The following is a 20,946-nucleotide window of genomic DNA, read 5'->3' as shown; positions in this document are numbered from 1 at the left end:
ACGGCAAAAACCGGCCTCCGTTACGGGCCGGTTTTTCCGTTGCTGCTCCTGCTGCAGCCGTTTTACTTCAGGGATTCTGCGATCCGAATCAGTTCGCTCTTGTCCAGTGTTTCGTCCATCCCTTCGGCAACGAGATCGTAAAGCACTCCGTCGGCCTCCCAAGCGATTGAATTTCCATTCGCGATAACAGCATCCGCTCCGCGGACCTTCGCTTTTTCCAACGTGCCGTCCGTAGAGCTTTCATATGCGGTTTCTTCATCGCCATACCGCTGTTGGATGTAAATTTCCTTCCCCGTATCGCCATTGGCGAAATACAAACTGAGGTATTTGGGGCTGGCCTCACCCTGCTCGTCGAGGTATTGTTCGGCCCGGCTAAACGCATAGCCTTCCGGCAAATACCCCGGCAATTTCACCTGGAAATTGGTGTATCGGCTTAGCGTGTCCGGGTCGGTCAAAGTACGGATCCCTTCCCTTACCTCCGCCTCAGCTTGGGCCTTGGTCACGATTTCCATGTCCGCGAAGCCGGCGATCTCCTCCCCGTCGGCCGTATACAGCGGGCCCGTATGGGCGTTCAACTCATAAACGGGCTTCCCGTCCTTCGTAAACACTTTTCCCTGCAAAGCTTCCGGCAGCGGGGACGAGGCCTCTTCCGATGGAGGGTCAACCTGGAACACGGTAATATGACCCAACGAAACGGTAGAGATAATCCGGTTCAGTACACCGCTTGCAAACGAAGACGGGGTAAACCAAACCCCGATCAGTAAGGCAAATGCCGCGGCAGCCGCCACGGATCCGGCAACCTTGCGGCCGCCATGGCCGCGGGCGGACCGGCGGGTGGCGGATCCCTGCGTTATCCGGCTCCGAACCGCCTCTTTATGGGCGGCTGCGCCCAATTCAGCGGCAGCAAGCGTTCTGCCGACGGCAAGCAAATCCGAATAGGCCCCGTTGTGGTCCACGGTATCCTCACGTCCATCCAGTAAAGCGCTCAAGTCGGCATCAAACCGACGATGTTGTTCCTGATTGTTCACCTTCATCCTTCCTTTCCAATTCGATCTTCAATTTTTTCATGACGCGAAACATCATCACTCCGACATTGCTTTCGCTGATGCCCGTTAACTCGGCGATCTGGACATTCTTCAGCCCCGCTCCGAATTTGAGCGCAAGAACATGCCGCTCCTTGGACTTTAACGTTTGCAATGCCCAGTTCAAATCCGCCTCCGCTTCCCTGACGATGGCCCGGGCTTCCGGCCCTTGCTCTCCGGACGCCGCCTCTTTGAACAGGTCCAGCGAAAATAGCCTTTGCTTCCGCCGGCCGCGAAAATAATCATTTACCGTATTGCGGGCAATGGCGAACAGCCACACCTCGAACGGGGAACGGTCGGCCCGGAAGGTGCCGTGCTTGGCCAGCATCTTCTCGAATACCTGGCTGGTCAAATCCTCCGCCGTATATTCGCAGTCCACCCGGAAACGAATATATTTGAATATTCGGGTATAGTAGGTCTCGAAAATCGCGTCAAACTCCGTTTCGGCCGATACGGCTTCCCGCTCTTTCTCATCCTGTTTTCCCCGCTTGTCCTGCTCCCCAAGGGATGGAAACAGCGCGCGCTGCTGCAGCATGCTTTCTTCCCCTCCTTTCTCCAAGGGACGGGATCTTGGAGCACTTCCCTCGCGCGACGGGAGGTTGCCTCCAATCCATCCGAATGTTAATACGTTCTATGTACGGCTTTCATTACACGGCCTGCAAAAAAAACCGCCGGGTAAAGCGCCCCGGCGGTTTCATTTGCATTCGTATGTGATTCGTTCATTAAGCCGACACGACATCCAAATCCACATCGCGTTTGAACGCGGAGGTGTCGTTTTCGCCGAGGATTTTGCCGGTGATGACGCCGGCGGTAATCGAATCGTTGACGTTCAGGGCGGTACGGCCCATATCGATCAACGGTTCGACGGAGATCAACAGGCCGGCCAAAGCGACCGGCAGGTTCATCGTCGACAGCACGATCAGCGAAGCGAAGGTCGCCCCGCCGCCGACGCCGGCAACCCCGAACGAGCTGATCGTCACGACGAGGATCAACGTCAGGATGAAATCCCAGCTCAGCGGATTGATGCCGACCGTCGGCGCGATCATCACGGCCAGCATCGCGGGATAAATCCCGGCGCAGCCGTTTTGCCCGATCGTTGCGCCGAACGAAGCGGACAGGTTGGCGATCCCTTCCGGTACGCCCAAACGTTTCGTTTGCGTTTCGACGTTCAGCGGAATCGTGGCCGCGCTCGAACGCGAAGTGAAGGCAAACACCAGCGTCGGCAGCACTTTACGCACGTATTGTACCGGATTGTAACCGAATGCCGCCAGCAGGATCAAATGGATGATGAACATAACGATCAATGCGACGTAGGAAGCTCCTACGAACTTGATCAGCTTCAAAATTTCCTCCGCATTGGTGGTAGCGGCCACATTGGTGATCAATGCCAGGATCCCGTAAGGGGTCAGGCGCAGTACCAGCGTCACGATACGCATAACGACCGCGTAAACCGCGTCTACCACTTTGCGGAACGTATCGGCCTGCTCCGGTTTTTTCTTATCCAGACCAAGCACCGCTACCCCGATAAACGCCGAGAAAATAACGACGGCCAGGGTTGAGGTACTCCGAGCGCCCGTCATGTCCGCAAACGGATTCGTCGGGATGAAGTCGAGCACCTGCTGCGGAATCGTCTTGTCCTCGACGGTACCCAGCCGTTCCTCCAGCGCCGTTCCTCGCTGTTGTTCGCGCTCGCCCGCTTGGATTTCGATCGCTTTAAGATCAAAGCTCAAGCTGGTGACGATACTTACCGAAGCGGCGATCGCCGTCGTAATCAGCAGGACCGCGATAATCAGTCCGCTCATCTTGCCCAAATTTTGCTTGCCCTTCAGATTCATGATCGCCGAGATGATCGAAACCATGATGAGCGGAATAACGATCATCTGCAGCAGTCCGACGTAACCGCGCCCGGCCAGATTAAACCAGTCGGTCGATTGCGCGATAATCTCCGAGCCCGCTCCGTACAAGACCTGCAGGATCACGCCGAACACGAGGCCGAGGCCCAATCCGGTGAATACCCGCTTTGTAAAAGAAACGTGCTTTTTCTGCATCCAGATCAGAACGCCGATCAGCACCAGCATAACCGCTACGTTAATGATGATACGCAATGTATCCATAACATGCATCTCCCCCTGAAAAATTGTACATGATTCCGTGTCCGCCACCGACGGCGAACTGCCCGGCTCCGAACTACAAAACGTATATTATCATAAATACGAGTAATTTGATAGGATTAATTTTTGACGAAGGACGTCATGTTTTCGCAACGGTTATTTCAGGGCGGGCATGAAGGATCAAAACGGACTATGCCCCACAGCCCGATCCCCGTGCATCAGCTCAATGCCTTCCCAACGTCTTGATTTCCAGCGGCGGCGCAGCAGCCATGTTTTGAGCCACTCGTCGCAGACAAAGGCCACATATACCCCCACCATTCCCCATTCCAGCCATATGCCCAGCACATAAGCCAACGATACGCTAATCAGCCAAACCGACGCCACCGTAATGTAGACCGGCTTTTTGACGTCCCCCGTCGCCCGCAGGGCGTTGATCAGGATCAAATTGCCTGCCCGGCCGGTCTCCAGCAGTACCGCCAGCCATAGCAGATAAACACCCTGGCGGATGATGTCCGGATCCTTGGTGAACAGGCCGATCAGGAATCCCGAAGCCAGAGCGATCAACAGCGAGGAACCGGCAGATACCAGCGCGGCCGTCCGAACGTACCTTCTCCCTTCCGCATATGCCTTGTCATACAGCTTGCCCCCGATCATCCGGCCGATGACGATTTCGGTTGCCAGCGCCAAAGACAACGTAAACAGGTTGTTGAACATGCCGATATTTTGCGCGTAAATTTTGGCGGACAGCGCCTGCGTGCCCAATATCGCGATAAACGAGGTGATGCAAAGCTGCGCCATCGTGGACAAAAAGCTCTCTCCCGCCGTCGGTACCCCGATCTTGAACAATCCTCCCGCGTAACCCCTAATGGCGTTAGGCCGAAGCACCCTCCAATTCCAAACAAAATCCGTTTTGAGCGCCAGCATTACGGCAAGGAACAGCAAACCCGCGATCCGCGCGCTCAACGTGGACCAGGCCACCCCGGAAACACCGGAAAAAGGGGCGCTGAATGACCCATACAATACCGCGTAATTCCCTGCTAAATTGATGACGTTCATCCCCATGGTGACATACATCGTCAACCGGGTTAAACCGTAGCTGCGGATGATCGTCGACAACGTTAATCTCACCGCCTCGATAAACACGAACCCTCCGGTAATTCTCAAATAGGCCGAAGCCTCCGGCACGAGCTCCGCGGGCAGATTCATCCAGCGAAAAAAAGTCGGCCCTCCCGCATACAGCTGCAGGCTGATGGCCAGGCCGAACAGCAAATTCAGCGCGATGGCCACGACGGCCACTTCGGCTGCGGACCGTTCCCGCTTGGCCCCCAAATACTGCGCAATCATAATGCTGGTCCCGGCGGATACCACATTAAACATCAGATTGACGAAAAACGCGATCTGATTGGCTACCCCAACGGCGGCAACGGCCCGATCGGAGTAATGACTGAGCATGAACGTGTCGATGTTCCCCATCAGCATGCCCAGCAGCATTTCGATAAAAATCGGCCAGGTTAACGCAAATAACGATAGCTTTTGTCCGGGCTCCCTCATTCCGCCATCCACCTTTACTCGAATACTTGAATGGAAAATCTAACCTGATCATATCCTAGAATCAGGATAATTAAAACGTTTGCACTTAAAATAATTACGATTATTTTTCAAAATCAGATTAATTTATGATAAATATAGTCCAAGGTGCGAGTTACCTTCTGCCTTTTGACCATTAAATCAAAGAAATACGAAGTGCGGACTAGATAATCAAAGATAAATGCATGATCAGATAAATAAACGCCGATATTTCCTTGTATTTATTTGTGCAAACGTTTTAAATTTAGCGATTAGTCGGGTATGATGATGGAATAGAGGATCTTTTGGAAAAGGATGATGATCAATGCAAACGATAAGCTCTTTGCCTAGGCATAGGCGGCTGCAGCAACTTGGAAGCGCTATCCTGGTTCTTCTGCTGCTAGCAGGCTGCACCGGAACGCCGGGCAATTCGGGGACGGGGACTGGAGCGAAGACCCCCGCCGAAAACGCTGCCCGGCAATCTGCCGATACGGACGGCGGCGCAGCCGCCAACGGAGGGATAACTGCGGCCGTTGCCGTAGATACTCAGCCCTCGACGGTATTTTACGAAGTCTTCGTCCGCTCTTTTTATGATTCGAACGGAGACGGGATCGGTGACTTCAAAGGACTGACCCGTCAGCTCGATTATTTGAACGACGGTAATCCCGATACGGACGGCGATCTTGGCGTTGGCGGCATCTGGCTCATGCCGATCCAACCCTCCCCCAGCTATCACGGCTATGACGTGACCGACTACCGGCAGATCAACCCGGATTACGGCACGCTGGACGACTTTCGCGTATTTCTGGACGAAGCGCACAAGCGCGGCATCAAGGTCATTATGGATTTAGTCGTCAACCATACCAGCAAAGAGCATCCCTGGTTCATCGAGTCGGCTTCCAACCCGGACGGCCAATATCGCGACTGGTACGTCTGGGCCGAGGATTCCGGCAGAAAGACATCAGGCACCAGCGCCGCCGGCAGCGGCAGCCCTTGGCACTCCCTGCGGGGCGACCATTACCTGGGCATCTTCTGGGACGGCATGCCCGATCTGAACTTCGATAACCCGGAGGTCCGGGACGAGATGAAGGCGATCGGCCGCTTTTGGCTGGAGCAGGGCGTGGACGGCTTCCGGCTGGACGCCGCGAAGCATATTTACGAGGATCTGCAAACCGACAAAAGCCCGGAGACGACCGCCAAAAACGTCGCCTGGTGGCAGGAGTTCCGCAGCGGCCTAAACGAAGTCAATCCGGACGTTTACCTCGTCGGGGAGGTTTGGGATCCATCCGCTACATTGATCTCCTCCTATCTGGACGGGGCGCTCGACTCCGGGTTCAATTTCAGCCTGGCCGAAACGATCGTCCAAAGCGTGAAGAAGGAAAAGGACGCGAACCTCGCCTTTACGCTGGAACGCTCCTATCGGTTGTACGGCGAGAAATCGGGCGGCCGGTTCGTCGACGCCACCTTCCTGACCAACCATGACCAGAACCGCGTCATGAGCCAATTGGAGGGAGACGTTCCGCACGCGAAGATGGCGGCGAGCCTGCTCCTGACGTTGCCCGGCAATCCGTTCATCTATTACGGCGAAGAGATCGGCATGCGGGGCGTGAAACCGGATGAGCATATCCGCGAGCCGATGCGGTGGACGCCGGAGGACGGCGCCGGGCAAACGACCTGGGAAGCGGCGACGAACAATGCTGGGCAAAAAACTCTCAGCGTCAGCGAGCAAACCGGCGATCCCGCCTCCTTGCTGTCCCATTACCGCCGGCTGATCCGGATGCGAAACGACATCCCGGCCCTTAAGGATGGAGCGATTCAGGAATACGCCACGAACCGGCCCGGAGTGACGGCTTACGTCCGGATGACCGGGCACCAGGCGGTGCTGGTCGTCCATAATCTGACCGGCGGCGAGCTAACGGCTTCGCTGGAAGCCGGCGCGAATCAGGAAGATTTCGCGACAATTGCGGCCGCCACGAACGAAGGCGCGGTTCTAAACGGGAATACGCTGGCATTGCCGGCATATACGACGGTGATTCTGGAATAACAACCGCTTGCCGTAAGCGGTCACCGCTGCGTTATTCTTTACTCCCACAGTTTGTTGCTACCGTAACGGATCGTAATGACGCTATTTGCTCATATCCCGCTGTAACGGACCGAGATGACGTTATTCGGCTCCGGAGAAGGCATTTGTGGCAGTTTTTCAGCGAATAAGGTCCATGGAGTCCGTTACAATTGTTCAGGCCCGGTTTCTGGGCAAATAACGCCTCTACGGTCCGTTGCTAACATGAACTGCATAAGCTTGGGTAAAAAAACGCTCCGGCAAACCGGGAGGCCGCTAGGCATCCTGTTCGCCGGAGCGTCTTGTTTATTAATCCACGGACTGCCGTCACCGGGTTACGGCTTCGTCCCCCTGAAACGCGCTAAGCGACCGCTGCAACTGCGCGGCAAGCTCTTCCAGCCGGCCCGACAAGCCGACCAAACCGGCGCTGACCCGGTGCTGCTCCTGGGACATCGAGGCAACCTCCTGGGTGGAGGCATGGGTTTGCTCCACGACGGTGCCGACAGTGTCGACAAAGTCCCGCAGTACCGTTTGAGAATGTAGCAGGTCCCGAACGGAAGCCGTCGATTCCCGGATCTCCGCCATAAAATGCTCCATCTCCCGCTTCACGTTTTGGAAGATGCCGGCCGCCTCCTTCACCGCCTTCGTCTGTGAGGCAAACAGCGGCGAAATGCCCATCAGGACGTCGACGGTTTGCCCGATCGCCTCCTGAATCTCCTCGGTGATCGCCGATACCGTTTGGATCGACGCACCCGACGCGGCGGCCAACTCGCGGATTTCTCCGGCGATAACCATAAAACCTTTGCCGGCGGCACCGGCGCGGGACGCTTCGATCGAAGCGTTCAATGACAAAATGTTCGTCTGCTTCGTCATCTCCACCATCGGGGCTAAAATTAAACGGATCGAGCGGGTGCTCCGGCTCAGCTTGTCCGAATTTTCCTCGAGCAGCTCCGTTATCCGCGAGACCGATTTGTTTTTTTCCACCAACTGCTCCATGTACGCTTCTCCTTTTTGGCTGACGGCGATGACCCTGCCTGCCGATTCGTCCATCGCCGCGTTCAGGCTGGCCACCCGGCCCATTTGATCGCCGATCCGCTCGGCCGTCTCGGCCCCCTTCTCCGCTTCGGAGGCCAGGCTTTCGGCCCCGGCCGCGATTTCGCCGGTCGCTTGAGCGATCTCCCCGGTGGTTTGCGACGTGTCGCGCGAGGCCCTCGTCAGGTTCTCCGCCGTGGCCAGCAGTTCCTCCGCCGACAGGTTCGTACGTTCCACCAGCCGGGAAATCTGCTCCAGCATCCGATTGAAACCGTGCCCCAGCCGGCCGATTTCGTCGCGCCCTTTGAAATGCGTACGCACCTGCAAATTCCCGCGCTCGCCTTCCTCCATCAGCCGGCACAGCTTCTCCAAGGGCCGGCCGACCATGCGGACCAGCAAATAACCGATGAGCACCGCCACGACCAAAGCGCCTAAGAGTACGAACAGCGTAACCACCAGCAGACGGTCGGCCGCGCTCAAAAAATCGCTTTCCGGAGCGTACCCGACAATGCGCCAATCGACCGTTTTCAGCGTCCGGTAAACGGCCAGCTGTTTGATCCCCCGCTCATCCTCCGCCTGGAACGAGGTTTCCCCGCTCTCCGCCAGCTCCGGATTCACCTTGATCGCGGACTCCGTCTCCAACAGGGCGCTGTCCGGGGCTTGGACGATGCGATTATCCGCGGTCAGCACCCGTACCTGGCCGGCCTTTCCGATCCGCAAGTTGCCCAACATATCGCCCAGCGGCTTCGCTTTGATCTCGAACAGCAGGATGTACTCCGCCTCCGGATGATTCATATTCCGCAGCAGCCGCCCCATCGTGACCGTCGGCTCGGTATAGGCGCCGAAGAAGCCTTGTTGCAGCGCCGGAAACCAGACGGGCTCGCCCTCCGCCTCCAATACCGTTTTGACCCGGCCTTCCACCGCTTCGTCCTTGCGAACCGAGCTCACCCCCGAGGACTTGTATGATTTCACGTCCTCCAAGCCTTTGGCGACCAGTCTTACCCCTTGCAGACGCTCATCCGCCCCCTTTAATGCGTCTAGCTTTTTGCGAATCCGGTCTTCGGCCTGCGTTTTGGCGATCGTCCCGATCCCCGGCTGGTTTACCGCCTCCAGATCGCTCCGCAGCGTCTGGTCGACGGCCAGTTGCCGCGAAGAGGACTCATACTGGGCGAACAGGAAATCAAGCTTGTCCGCCGCCTGTTCCACCGCCTGGGCGGAAGCGGAAGCCACCTGCTCGCGAATGATCTCCCGCGATGCCCTGTAAGAGCTGAATCCGAGCACCGCCGACAGGGCGACGACCGCCGCAAATACGATTACGAACAATTTCATGCCCACCGAATTCCACTGTAACCGTTTACGAAGCCTCATGGCCGTATCCCCTTTTGTTTTTGAAATTGTATGTATTTATATTTCCGCAGCTTGAAATCTGCAAATAAGCTTTAATGTACCCTGGTGCAGATAAGTAGTTGTCGCAAAGCGACTACCTAGTTTAGTTCATCGTCTTCGCCTTACCGGCTCAGTGCATTGGTGCGTGCGAGTGACCATACAGAGATTTTGTACGAAAAATCGCACAAAATCTCTCGCGTATCGACCAACTGCAGAGAGTTTATACGAAAAACCGTACAAAAGTATTCGCGTACCGGCCTGTTGCAAGGGTTTTGTATGAAAAATCGTACAAAGTACTCGTGTAACGGTCGGCCGCAGGGACTTTGTACGAAAAATCATACAAAGCACTGACGGCATGGAAGTCTGATATCTAAAAAAAGGGTATAGCTCAGCAAATACTGAGGCTATACCCAGGTGTCTTTCGTCTGCTTGCTGCGTTATCCTTTGCTGGCGCCTGAGGTTAAGCCGTCCACGAGCAGCCGCTGCAGAAACATGAACAGGATCGTGATCGGCAGGGCGATCAGCACGGCCCCGGCGGCAAACAGCGTAAAGTTGGTGTTCTGGTTGCTGCTTACCATATCCCACATGCCTACGGCCAACGTCCAGTTCTCCTTCGTCCGCAGCACCAGCCGCGCAAAGATGAAGTCGACCCATGGACCGACGAACTGGGTCAACGCCATATACGTAAGCATCGGCTTGGACAGCGGCAAAATAATGCGCCGGAAAATCAGGAAGTTGCTGGCGCCGTCGATCCGCGCCGCTTCGTCCAGCGAGCGGGGAATCGTATCGAGGAAGCCCTTAGCGATAAACGTGCCGCCGAGGGGCGCACCCGCCGCGTATACGATGATGAGCGCCAGATGCGTATCGAGCAACTGCAGCTCCCGCAGCAGCAGGTAAATGGCGATCATGCTCATGAAGCCCGGGAACATGCCCAGCACGAGCAAGCCCGACAACGCCGTTTTGCGCCCGCGGAACCGGAACCGGGAGACCGCGTAGCTGGTCAGAAGCGTCAGCAGAACGCCCAGCACCATCGAACATACGGCAATTTTCAGCGTATTCAGGTACCAGGTGCCGAACAGATATGTTTTCGAGGTAAACAGTTCCGTATAATGGTCAAACGTAAACTTCTCCGGAATCAGCGTCTTGCTATACAGCGATTTGCCCGGCCGCAAAGAACCGAAGACGACCCAAAGCGCAGGGTATACCGCGGCAATACACAGCAAAACGAGCATCACGTAGCTGGCGCCGAGCCGAATCGCATTTCGAATTTTCCGTCCGCTCATTGGATCATATCCTCCTCTTTAAACGACTTGGTTCTGCGGTAATTGTAGATCGAGAACGAGGCGATAATCACGAAAATGATGATCCCGATGGCAGAGGCCATATTGTATTTGTTCTGGTTCAACGTCAGTTTGTACAGCCAGGTGACCAATAGGTCCGTGGCCCCGGCGTATTGGTAATCCCCTTTGACCGGGTCGCCCCCCGTCAGCAGGAAGATCGCGTTGAAGTTGTTGATGTTGCCGGCGAATTGCGTAATCAAGGTCGGCGCCGTCGTGAACAGGATCATCGGCAGCGTAACGATCTTGAATTTCTGGTATCCGGTCGCGCCGTCCACCTCGGCCGCTTCGTACAGATCCTTTGGTATCGTAGTCAACACGCCAAGGATCAACAGCATGGAAACCGGAATGCCGACCCACATATTAACGACGATAACCGTCACCTTGGCCCAGAACGGGTCGGTCAGCCACGGCAGCCCGCCCAGCCCGAAATAACCGAGGTACTGGTTGATCGGACCGAACTGCCCGTTGAACATATTTCTCATGACAAGCAGCGAAATCAGCTGCGGAATGGCGTAAGGAAGAATCAAAATCGTTCTCCACAACCCTTTGAAGCGAATGCCCTTCTGATTAATCAGCAAGGCGACGAGCAGCCCGCCGAAATAAGTCGTCACGGTGGATAACACCGCCCAGACGATCGTCCAGGTCAATACGCCGTAAAAGGTATGGCTCCAGGTTTTGAGCGCCACCAAATTCTTAAACGTTCCGAATCCGACCCAATCGACCAGCATGGCCGGCGGGATGTGCTTCGGCGCCGAATAGTTGGTAAACGCGAGCATGATCATGAAGATGATCGGCATCACGGTAAAAAATAAAATCCCGATAGCGGGAATACTCAAAAAAGCAACAGCGAATTTGTAATCCAATACATAACGAACCGATTGCTTGAAATTGTTCGGCTTCTTGCCTTTATCCCGTTCCAGCCCGATTTTGCGGGCGTCTCTAACGTTCATGACGTAAACGATAATAAAAATGGCCAGAAACAGCAGCGTAATCAAGCTCTGGATCATGATAAAAATGGAATGATCCCAGCCTCCGTTCATATTACTCGCTTTTCTTGGCGTTTCCCCGAGCGTAACGATACCCCAAACCGCATAGCCCAAATTGTTGATGAAATAAGTCAAGCTAAAAGCTTCAAGAAGGACGAGCAGCAACCCCTTGATATATTGACGATTGTAGAGTTGTCCAAGTCCAATGCACAGTATCGACAGAATCGTTGCCCGATCCCGATGTTGATGTCGGTCCATTTCCCTTCCTTCTCCTCTCCCTTGGGAAATTAAGGATGACCCGCCGCTATAAGCGGCGGGCTCAACCTTTCCTCACTGGGTGAAAGTAAGTTCTGACTTACTCGGCTGCCCCGCTGTTCAACTCGGTAATTTGCTTAACCGCATTTTCCATAGCCATTTTCGGATCTGCGTTGTTGTTCCAGATTTCCGGCAGAGCCGCATTTACAGGAGACCATACGTTGGCCATTTCCGGAATGGAAGGCATTGGCTGCGAGTTTTTGGCTTGCTCGGCAAAGGCCGATACGTAAGGATCGTTTTTGATTTGGTCGGATTCCAGTGCTTCAAGGTTCGTAGGAACCGCGCCGACTTTTTCGTTCAGCAGAAGCTGAGCGTCTTTCGAAGAGGCGAAGTTAGCGAACAATTTAGCCGCGTTAGGATATTTCGTAAAGGAGTTAACGACCCAAACCTTGATCCCGGAGAACGTGATTGCTGTTTTTCCATTAACCGAAGGATATGGAGCCAGACCCAGATTGTCGCCGAGAGCGGCTTTGTAGCCGGCAAGTTCCCAAGGACCGTTGATATCCATCGCTACGTCGCCTTCGTTAAACAGGCTGCGCTTGATGTCCGGGTTGATGTCGCCGCTGTTGATCGGCAGAATTTCCTTCAGGCTTTGGTATACTTTCAGGCCTTCAATTGCGCCGTCACTGGTCAGGCCGATGTCTTCCGCGTTCGTTCCGTTATCGCCGAACAAGTAACCGCCGGTGCTGGCAATAAACGGATAGTTAAAGTACATGTTGCCGGTTTCCCACATGATGCCGTATCTGTTCTTTGCTTTATCCGTGAACGTTTTGCTGAATTCGATAACATCCTTGAAGTCTTTCGGCGCTTCAGGAAGAATCGATTTATTGTAGAACAGGGCCATCGTTTCAGCAGCTCTCGGATAGCCGTAAAGTACGCCGTCATAAGTGGAGCCTTGGATCGAAGCTTCCGTATTGTTCTTCGTCGTTTCATCGGCAAACACGTCATTTGCCAAAATGAGGCCCGAGGTTGCCGCATTCCCCAAGTGGTCATGAGGAACGATCAGTACGTCCGCGGCCAGCCCGGAAGGTCCGTCCTGCGTCAGTTTACCGACTTGATCCGGGGGAGCCACTTCCTCAATCTTCACGTTGACGCCGTATTTTTCGGTAAATTGCTTAGCGATTTCGTCGGTAAATACTCTTTCGTCCTTACTGTCCCAAACAACCAGCTCGGCGCCTTCTTCCGGAACGATGGCTTCAGCGGAAGCATTTTCGCCGGCGCCTGCATTCCCCGTATTTTCGGTTTGGTTGGCCGGCGCGTTCGTATTGGCGTTGTTGCCGCCGTTATTGTTTGATCCGCAAGCCGTAATCGAAACTACCAGCGAAAGCGCAGCGATCAAAGTCAATATCTTTTTGGACTTCATAATACTAACCCCTCCTAGTTTATAAAAGACATAGTTCCAAGCCTTGCGCAAACGTTTTCAGAAAATAACTGAAACTATTTTGATATTTAGGTCTCTATCGTCAAGATTTCAGTATCTCCTGCCCGAAAGCGCTTTATCCACGAAATCATCATACATCATGCCAAGGTTGTTGTAAAAACGTTTGCACAGCGAGTAATTTGCTATTTATGCTTATTTTTCTCTTCATTTCTCTCTTTTACTCTTAAAATCGTAAATTTTCTTGATTCACTCTTGCTTCATCCTCCATATTACATTGCACTTTTGTGCACAATCGCTTGACCTGTCAGGGCTAATTCTTCGCTTTGACTTCAAGGCGAATTGTACCGCAACTCCTCAGATAAATGCGTTTCTCCCCGTCTTGTGCAATGGTTTGAACAATGTTATAATCCGGATCAATGAGGCAAATACTAGCTTTGTTTCACACTTCAATAACGTGAAGGCGCTGTTATCGAAAGGTACATCCTCGGTCCGTTTTTACCCGGCCTGGGTGTGCTTTTTTTGCTTCCGCCGCCGGTTTTAAGCGAGGTTGTGCCGACGAAGCTTTGCCCACAAGACGAAGCCGATGCTTCCGATGCAGTTTTGTACGAGGTTGTGCTAACGAAGCTTTGCTCACAAAACTTTTAGGAGGGGAATTTTATGCTGCTTGAAGCGGTCTATCACCGTCCGAAGCTGAACTGGTCTTATGCTTACGACAATCAAACGATCCATCTGCGCCTGCGCGCCAAAAAGAACGATCTCACCGAGGTCTTCGCTTTTGTCGGGGACAAATACATGTGGGACCAAAGCAAAGAGCTGATCCCGATGCGTCTGATGATCAGCGATGAAATGTTCGATTATTGGGAGTGCGCCTACCGGCCGCCGCTGCGCCGGACGAAATACGGCTTTTTGCTGAAATCCGGCGGCGAACAAATCTGGATGACGGAAAGCGAATTTACGAAAGAGCGCCCGGCCGGCCCGGAACGGCTGTTCGAGTTTCCATTCATCAACCCGGTCGACGTGTTTACGCCGCCGGCTTGGGTGAAGGATACGGTCTTTTATCAAATCTTTCCGGAACGTTTTGCGAACGGCGACAAGGGCAATGATCCGAAAAACGTGCAGACCTGGGGCGGCAAGCCGGAGCGCGACAACTTTTTCGGCGGCGACCTGCAGGGCGTCATCGATCATCTCGACCATTTGAGCAAGCTGGGGATCACGGGCTTATATTTTACCCCGGTGTTTGAAGCGACGACCAACCATAAATACGATACGGCGGACTATATGAAGATCGATCCGCATTTCGGCGATATCGCCACGATCAAGAAGCTCGTTAACGCTTGCCATGAGCGGGGCATTCGCGTGCTGTTCGATGCGGTGTTCAACCATTCCGGGAAAACCTTCGCCCCCTTCGTCGACGTGATGGAAAAAGGCGAGCAATCCCGCTATAAAGATTGGTTCCACGTCCGCGAGTATCCGCTGCAAGTCAAAGACGGGGTTCCGACGTACGATACGTTCGCTTTTGAACCGCTGATGCCGAAGCTGAACACGGAGAATCCCGAGGTAAAGGAATATTTGCTGAAGGTGGCCGAATTCTGGATCAAGGAAGTCGGAATCGACGGCTGGCGGCTGGATGTGGCGAACGAGGTGGATCACGCATTCTGGCGGGATTTCCGCAAAACGGTCAAAGCGGCCAATCCGGAGGCCTACATCCTCGGCGAAATTTGGCATGAATCGTCGGGCTGGCTGCAAGGCGACCAGTTCGATGCCGTCATGAACTATCCTTTTACCGAAGCCGTGCTGGACTTCGTCGTCCGCGGCACGCTGGATGCCGAAGGGTTCGCGAACGCGATCGGCAAGCAATTGTCCCGATATCCGCTGCAGGCGAGCGAGGTGGCCTTCAACCTGCTGGATAGCCACGATACGCCGCGGTTGTTGACGTTATGCGAAGGCAATAAAGCCAAAATGAAGCTGGCGGCCCTGTTCCAGTTTACATACAGCGGAACGCCTTGCGTATACTATGGAGACGAGATCGGCCTCGACGGCGAACAGGATCCCGATTGCCGCAAATGCATGGAATGGAATCCGGAGCGTCAGGACCAGGAGCTATTCGCTTTCTATGGGCAGCTGATCGCCGTCCGCAAACAGCTCGCGCCGCTCCGTACCGGTAGCCTGAAGTTCCTGCTGGCGGAGAAAGAAGGCTCCAAACTGGCTTACGAACGCGAACTCGACGGCGAAAAAACGCTTGTCCTGCTTAACAACTACGATGCGGGACAAACCATCGAGGTCCCGGCCGCAGGCCAGGCCTGGCGCGACGCGTTCAACGGCCAAACCTACGAAACCGCCGGCGGGAAACTCGCCGTCAAGCTTCCGGCTTACGGATTCGCGGTATTGACGTTGGCGTAAGCAAGCGCATGGCTTTGCCGTAGGACGGGTACGGACATCTCCGCCTCGCCGGCAAGCCTTGAAGGTAATCGGGCCGGTCTTCCGACAGGGTTGTCGGTGGCCGGCCTTTTAGTTAAAGTAAAACGTTTGCGCATCAAGAATTCCCGCTATTTTCTCCGGATATCTCTTTTTTCCTAAATCAAAGTCCCTATTCCTCGGAATAGGTTTGATCGGAGGACCAGAGTCGATTTTTCACTTCGATGCCTGATCCCAGTTGATATCTTGCCGGCATGCGTCGCCCGGAGAGAGCTTTTCACCGCAATATCTATTTACTTTCCGAAATCTTTAGATTAATATTACAGTGTAAAGCAAACGGTTCCACAGAGGAGGTTTTTTATGGCTGTTACCATTAAGGATGTTGCCAAAAAGGCCGGAGTATCGCCCTCTACCGTGTCCCGGGTGCTGTCCAATCATCCCAGAATCAGCGCGGAAACTTCGCGAAAAGTGAAACTCATTATGGACCAGCTTGGCTACCATCCGAACATGATGGCGAAAAGCCTGGTGTCCAAAACGACAAACAGTATATGCATCATGCTGCCAAAGTCCGCTGAGGAATTATTCTCCAACTTTTTCTTCATGGAATTGATCCGCGGCATCGTCACGCAGGCCAGCCGCCTGGGGTACGACGTGCTCATCAGCTCCGGAGCCAACGAGAAGGAAGAAGTCGAAAGCGTCTCTAGACTGCTGAACGGGCGCCGGGTGGACGGAGTGATTTTGCTGTATTCGCGGCAAGACGATCCCGTCATCGATTTCCTCCATGATGGCGGCCATCCGTTCGTGCTGATCGGGCGCAGCGAGCAATATCCTGATATTTTATCGGTGGATAACGATAATATTCAGGCGTCCTACGACGCAACGAAGCATTTGATCGCCTTGGGGCATGAGCGCATCGGGTTCGTCAGCGGACCGCCGGAGCTCGTCGTTTCCAAGGACCGGTTGAAGGGATATCAGGATGCGCTCAAGGATTCAGGACTGGAGTGCTGGCCCGAATGGATTGTCGAAGGTGAGTTTCTGCAGGACAGCGGGTATCGGGCAATGTCGTTTTTCATGAATCTTCCGGACCGTCCCACGGCCCTCGTCATGATCGACGACGTCGTAGCGTTTGGCGTGCTGCGCGGCTTGCACGTACTGAAATATAAAGTTCCCGAAGACCTTTGCCTGGTCAGCTTCAACAACATCCCGCTGGCGGAGCTCTCGACGCCCCCGCTCAGCAGCATGGATATCGGCATTTATAATTTGGGCTACGCCGCATCGCAAGTGTTGATCCAATCGGTGCAAACCAGCACCGACAAGGTATACCCCAAACGGCAAATCATTCCGCACCGGCTGATGGTCCGCGATTCTTCCATGTATTCGGTGCCCAAGAAATAAACGCAGCCGCCTTGCGGAAGGCAAAAATAACGGAAGCTGATGCTTCTTTTATTTTTCGCCGTTTGTTCAAACGTTTGCGCTATTGAGGAGGAGTGAAATCATGAGTTCCATCAAGGCTTGTTTATTCGATCTGGACGGCGTGCTCGTCGATACCGCCAAGTATCATTACCTGGCCTGGAAACGGCTGGCCGCGGAGCTTGGCTTCGAGTTCACCGAGCAGGACAACGAGAAACTCAAAGGCGTAAGCCGCATGGCTTCGCTGGATATTTTGCTGCAGGTCGGCGGACTGGATTTGGATGAAGCCGCAAAGCAGGAACTGGCCGAACGCAAAAACAATTGGTACGTGGAATGCATCTCGCAGATGGATGCTTCGGAAATTTTGCCTGGCGCGCTCGAGTTCCTTCGGCAGTGCCGGGAAGCGGGCCTGAAAACCGCCTTGGGGTCGGCCAGCAAAAATGCGCCGATGATTTTGCGGAACACGGGACTCGCGCCGTATTTCGACGCGATCATCGACGGGACCCGCACGGCCAGCGCCAAACCCGATCCCGAAGTGTTCCTGCTGGGAGCGGAAGAGCTGGGCGTTGCTCCGGAAGCCTGCGTCGTCTTTGAGGACGCCGAAGCCGGCATCGAGGCGGCGCGCCGCGCCGGCATGCGCTGCATAGGCATCGGTTCGCCGGACGCCCTCGGCGCTTCCGACCTGATCGTTCCTTCGCTCGGGGACATGTCGATCCCCATGCTTCACGAGCTAGGGGTTGCCTGATCTTTCGTCCGCCCCCGTACCGCCGATGCGGCCCTCCCGGGGATTTGCGGCGACGAATAGCACTGCTTCTTTTTTTCATACACTACTATATTAGATTTACCCAAAGGAGCCGGTTATAGTGAAACAATATTTGAAAATGGATCCCTGGTCCATTATTGAAGAGTCTTTTAATCCCGTTAATCATGAAATTTCTGAAAGCATTTTCAGCATCGGCAACGGCTATATGGGACAGCGGGCCAACTTCGAGGAGCAGTACAGCGGTCCGTCCCTGCAAGGCAGCTATATGGCTGGCGTGTACTACCCGGACAAAACGCGCGTAGGCTGGTGGAAAAACGGATATCCCGAGTATTTCGCCAAAGTGCTGAACAGCACCAACTGGATCGGGATCCATGTGTTCGTGGACGGTGCGGCGCTGGACTTGGCCACGTGCCAAGTGAAGGATTTCGTGCGCGAGCTCAACATGAAGGAAGGTACCCTGTCCCGCCGCTTCACCGCCGTGCTTCCGGACGGGAAAGAGCTGGCCGTGGAGGCGCTGCGCTTCGTCAGCATCGTGCGCCACGAAATCGGGGCGATCCGCTATGCGGTGACGCCGCTCAACTTCGGGGGAGAGCTGCGTTTTGCGCCTTACCTCGACGGCGACGTGAAGAACAAGGACTCCAACTATGAAGAGAAGTTTTGGCTGGAGGTCGAAAAGGCGACCGGCGCAGAATCGTCTTTCCTGACCGTCAAAACGAAAAAGCTGGATTTCCACATGACGTCCGTGATGGCGTTCGACGTCGTCAAAAACGGGCAGCGGCTGCAGCTTGCGCCCGCCTTCCACGAGCAGGAGAAATTCGTCTCCGCCGAAGTCGGGGTAGACGCCGGTCAAGGCGAAACGGTGACGCTGTTCAAATACGTGGCTAACGTGACCTCCCGCGATCATGGACTGGGCCAGCTGGTGGAAGCCGGCACAGGGAAGCTTCAGGCCGCCATGGAAGCCGGATTCGACGCATTGCAACGCGAGCAGGCCGAAGCCTGGGCGGAGAAATGGAAGATGAGCGATATTATCATCGACGGCGACGTATCGGCGCAGCAGGCGATCCGCTTTAATATTTTCCAGTTGAACCAGACCTACAGCGGCGACGACGATCGGCTCAACATCGGACCGAAGGGCTTCACCGGGGAAAAATACGGCGGCAGCACCTACTGGGATACGGAAGCGTATTGCGTGCCGTTCTACCTCAGCACGGCCGAATCGGACATTGCCCGCAACCTGCTGATCTACCGCTACAAGCATCTCGAGAAAGCCAAGGAAAACGCCCGCAAGCTCGGCTTCTCCAAGGGGGCGCTGTATCCGATGGTGACGATGAACGGCGAAGAATGCCACAACGAATGGGAAATCACGTTTGAAGAAATCCATCGGAACGGCGCGATTGCTTATGCTATTTTTAATTATGTCAATTATACAGGCGATAAATCATATCTCGGCGAATACGGCCTGGAGGTGCTGGTGGAAATCTCCCGTTTCTGGGAGGAGCGCGTGAATTACTCGAACGCGAAGGGCAAATACGTCATGCTTGGCGTCACCGGTCCCAACGAGTATGAGAACAACGTCAACAACAACTGGTACACGAACCGGATCGCCGCCTGGACGCTGGAATATACGCTGAAAGTGCTGGGCGAGCTGAAAGAGCAGGATCCTGCGCATTATGCGGCTTTGGTCGACAAGCTGAAGCTGCAGGACGAGGAAACGAAGCAATGGCGGCATATCATCGGCAACATGTATTATCCGTACGATGAGGAACGCGGCGTGTTCCTGCAGCAGGACGGCTTCCTCGACAAGGAGCTGATCGCCGTCAAGGATCTGGCCCCCGGGAACCTCCCGATCAACCAGAATTGGTCGTGGGACCGCATTTTGCGCTCCTGCTTCATCAAGCAGGCCGACGTGCTGCAAGGCTTGTATTTCCTCGGCGACCGTTACGACCTGGAGACGAAGAAACGCAACTTCGACTTCTACGAGCCGATGACCGTGCACGAATCGTCCCTCTCCCCTTGCGTGCACGCGATCATCGCCTGCGAGCTCGGCTATCAGGAGAAGGCGTACGAGATGTACCTGCGCACGGCCCGGCTCGACCTCGACAACTACAACAACGACACCGAAGACGGCTGCCATACGACCAGCATGGCCGGGACGTGGATGGCGATCGTGCAAGGCTTCGGCGGCCTGCGCGCCCATGACGGCGAGCTGGTGCTGCGTCCGTTCATTCCGTCGCACTGGACGTCCTTCTCGTTCAAGGTGATGTTCCGCGGCTCCCGCTTGCAGGTTAACGTCACCGAGGACAGCATCATCGTCGCGAACGAAACGGAGACGCCGGCGGCGATCCGGATCTACGACCAGAGCTATACGGTCGGCGCTTTGAGCGAAGTCAAGGCGCAGCGCTCGGCGGCTTCGCTGCTGGGCTGAGGCCGGGTGACAAAAAAAGCTGTTCCCGCGGCGGTTTGACGCGGTGAACGGCTTTTTTGCGTGCGAGGGCGCGGCGCACAGGCAAGGCGTCGCGGGAGGCAGCGCGGGGGGCCGGCGGCGGCGCGGTACCTCCGCAGAGCAATGCGGTGCGGGGTGGCTCGGGGTAGGCGGTGGTGCATGCAAGCTGCCGGCGGCGGGCGGTACCTCCGCAGAGCGGCGCGGTTCGGGGTAGCGCGGCGAGTGGCACCCGAGCACACAGACCAATTCCCCAGCTGCCAAGTGCCTCACTCCTACACATGCCTCCCTGCTGCCGCGAACCTCCTACTGCCACATTCATTCCGCCGTAGCCACACACTACCATGCCACAATGAATCCTACCGCCACGTACCTTCCCTGTTACCATGTGCCTCCTACTACATACACTTCCGCTGCTGCCACGTACCTTCCCTGCTGCAACACACCTTCCTATCGCCACGCCCCCTCCCTGCCGCCAACTACTGCGCTCACACTCCCACTAATGCTACACACTTCCGCTGCTGCCACGTCCCCCCCCCCCGTATGAACACATAAACTTACATACTACCATGTGCGGTAGCGTCAAGAAGTTTGTGTAAACCAGTAGAAACATCCATCAGGAGGATGTGGTGGTGGGGGAGGAGGCCTCCTCCCCCACCA

The 20,946-nt window shown here is 55.1% G+C and carries 13 protein-coding genes; 5 read left to right on the top strand and 8 right to left on the bottom strand.

The features are described from left to right. Positions 1 to 62: 62 nt before the first annotated feature. The 4 genes from ACQ4N8_RS25270 to ACQ4N8_RS25255 all read right to left on the bottom strand — a co-directional run bounded on the left by ACQ4N8_RS25270 (position 63) and on the right by ACQ4N8_RS25255 (position 4,744). Positions 63 to 1,028: a DUF4367 domain-containing protein gene (locus ACQ4N8_RS25270; RefSeq protein WP_430707122.1), complete on the bottom strand. Its 966-nt coding sequence runs from the start codon at positions 1,026 to 1,028 to the stop codon at positions 63 to 65. After that, positions 997 to 1,617: a sigma-70 family RNA polymerase sigma factor gene (locus tag ACQ4N8_RS25265; RefSeq protein WP_430707121.1), complete on the bottom strand. Its 621-nt coding sequence runs from the start codon at positions 1,615 to 1,617 to the stop codon at positions 997 to 999. The genes ACQ4N8_RS25270 and ACQ4N8_RS25265 overlap by 32 nt, the downstream gene beginning before the upstream one ends. Positions 1,618 to 1,804: 187 nt before the next feature. Continuing rightward, positions 1,805 to 3,196: an L-cystine transporter gene (locus tag ACQ4N8_RS25260; RefSeq protein ID WP_430707120.1), complete on the bottom strand. Its 1,392-nt coding sequence runs from the start codon at positions 3,194 to 3,196 to the stop codon at positions 1,805 to 1,807. A 177-nt stretch (positions 3,197 to 3,373) separates the two neighbouring features. After that, complete coding sequence (locus tag ACQ4N8_RS25255; protein ID WP_430707119.1) at positions 3,374 to 4,744, bottom strand: MATE family efflux transporter; 1,371 nt, start codon at positions 4,742 to 4,744, stop codon at positions 3,374 to 3,376. Between the two features lie 340 nt (positions 4,745 to 5,084). Between ACQ4N8_RS25255 and ACQ4N8_RS25250 the strand changes: the two genes are divergently transcribed. Continuing rightward, the gene (locus tag ACQ4N8_RS25250; protein WP_430707118.1) at positions 5,085 to 6,803 is read left to right on the top strand and encodes an alpha-amylase family glycosyl hydrolase; all 1,719 of its coding nucleotides are present in this window, start codon (positions 5,085 to 5,087) and stop codon (positions 6,801 to 6,803) included. A 342-nt stretch (positions 6,804 to 7,145) separates the two neighbouring features. Here the strand turns inward: ACQ4N8_RS25250 and ACQ4N8_RS25245 are convergent, their stop codons facing one another. The 4 genes from ACQ4N8_RS25245 to ACQ4N8_RS25230 all read right to left on the bottom strand — a co-directional run bounded on the left by ACQ4N8_RS25245 (position 7,146) and on the right by ACQ4N8_RS25230 (position 13,240). Beyond that, complete coding sequence (locus ACQ4N8_RS25245) at positions 7,146 to 9,218, bottom strand: methyl-accepting chemotaxis protein (RefSeq protein WP_430707117.1); 2,073 nt, start codon at positions 9,216 to 9,218, stop codon at positions 7,146 to 7,148. Positions 9,219 to 9,673: 455 nt separating this feature from the next. Beyond that, entirely contained in the window at positions 9,674 to 10,519 is an 846-nt protein-coding gene (locus tag ACQ4N8_RS25240) for a sugar ABC transporter permease (RefSeq protein ID WP_430707116.1), read from the bottom strand. Continuing rightward, a complete protein-coding gene (locus tag ACQ4N8_RS25235) occupies positions 10,516 to 11,820 on the bottom strand; it encodes a carbohydrate ABC transporter permease (protein ID WP_430707115.1) in 1,305 nt (434 codons plus the stop codon). Before ACQ4N8_RS25235 ends, ACQ4N8_RS25240 begins: the two co-directional genes overlap by 4 nt. A gap of 97 nt (positions 11,821 to 11,917) precedes the next feature. Next, positions 11,918 to 13,240: a sugar ABC transporter substrate-binding protein gene (locus ACQ4N8_RS25230; RefSeq protein ID WP_430707114.1), complete on the bottom strand. Its 1,323-nt coding sequence runs from the start codon at positions 13,238 to 13,240 to the stop codon at positions 11,918 to 11,920. A 675-nt stretch (positions 13,241 to 13,915) separates the two neighbouring features. Here ACQ4N8_RS25230 and ACQ4N8_RS25225 point away from each other — a divergent pair. The 4 genes from ACQ4N8_RS25225 (at position 13,916) to ACQ4N8_RS25210 (ending at position 20,271) form a co-directional block, all read left to right on the top strand. Continuing rightward, the gene (locus tag ACQ4N8_RS25225) at positions 13,916 to 15,658 is read left to right on the top strand and encodes an alpha-glycosidase (protein WP_430707113.1); all 1,743 of its coding nucleotides are present in this window, start codon (positions 13,916 to 13,918) and stop codon (positions 15,656 to 15,658) included. A gap of 375 nt (positions 15,659 to 16,033) precedes the next feature. Continuing rightward, on the top strand, positions 16,034 to 17,068 hold the full coding sequence (locus tag ACQ4N8_RS25220; RefSeq protein ID WP_430707112.1) for a LacI family DNA-binding transcriptional regulator: 1,035 nt from the start codon (positions 16,034 to 16,036) through the stop codon (positions 17,066 to 17,068). Between the two features lie 100 nt (positions 17,069 to 17,168). Continuing rightward, entirely contained in the window at positions 17,169 to 17,828 is a 660-nt protein-coding gene (gene pgmB, locus ACQ4N8_RS25215) for a beta-phosphoglucomutase (RefSeq protein WP_430707111.1), read from the top strand. Positions 17,829 to 17,946: 118 nt separating this feature from the next. Continuing rightward, positions 17,947 to 20,271 (top strand): glycoside hydrolase family 65 protein, encoded by a 2,325-nt coding sequence (locus ACQ4N8_RS25210; RefSeq protein WP_430707110.1) that lies wholly within the window; start codon positions 17,947 to 17,949, stop codon positions 20,269 to 20,271. Positions 20,272 to 20,946 lie beyond the last annotated feature (675 nt).

Origin of the sequence: Paenibacillus macerans, from assembly GCF_050565405.1 — a bacterium.
GTDB classification, from domain to species: Bacteria; Bacillota; Bacilli; order Paenibacillales; family Paenibacillaceae; genus Fontibacillus; species Fontibacillus macerans_B.
Note: the sequence above shows the minus strand (reverse complement) of the source record. Positions and strands in the feature narration are given on the sequence as shown.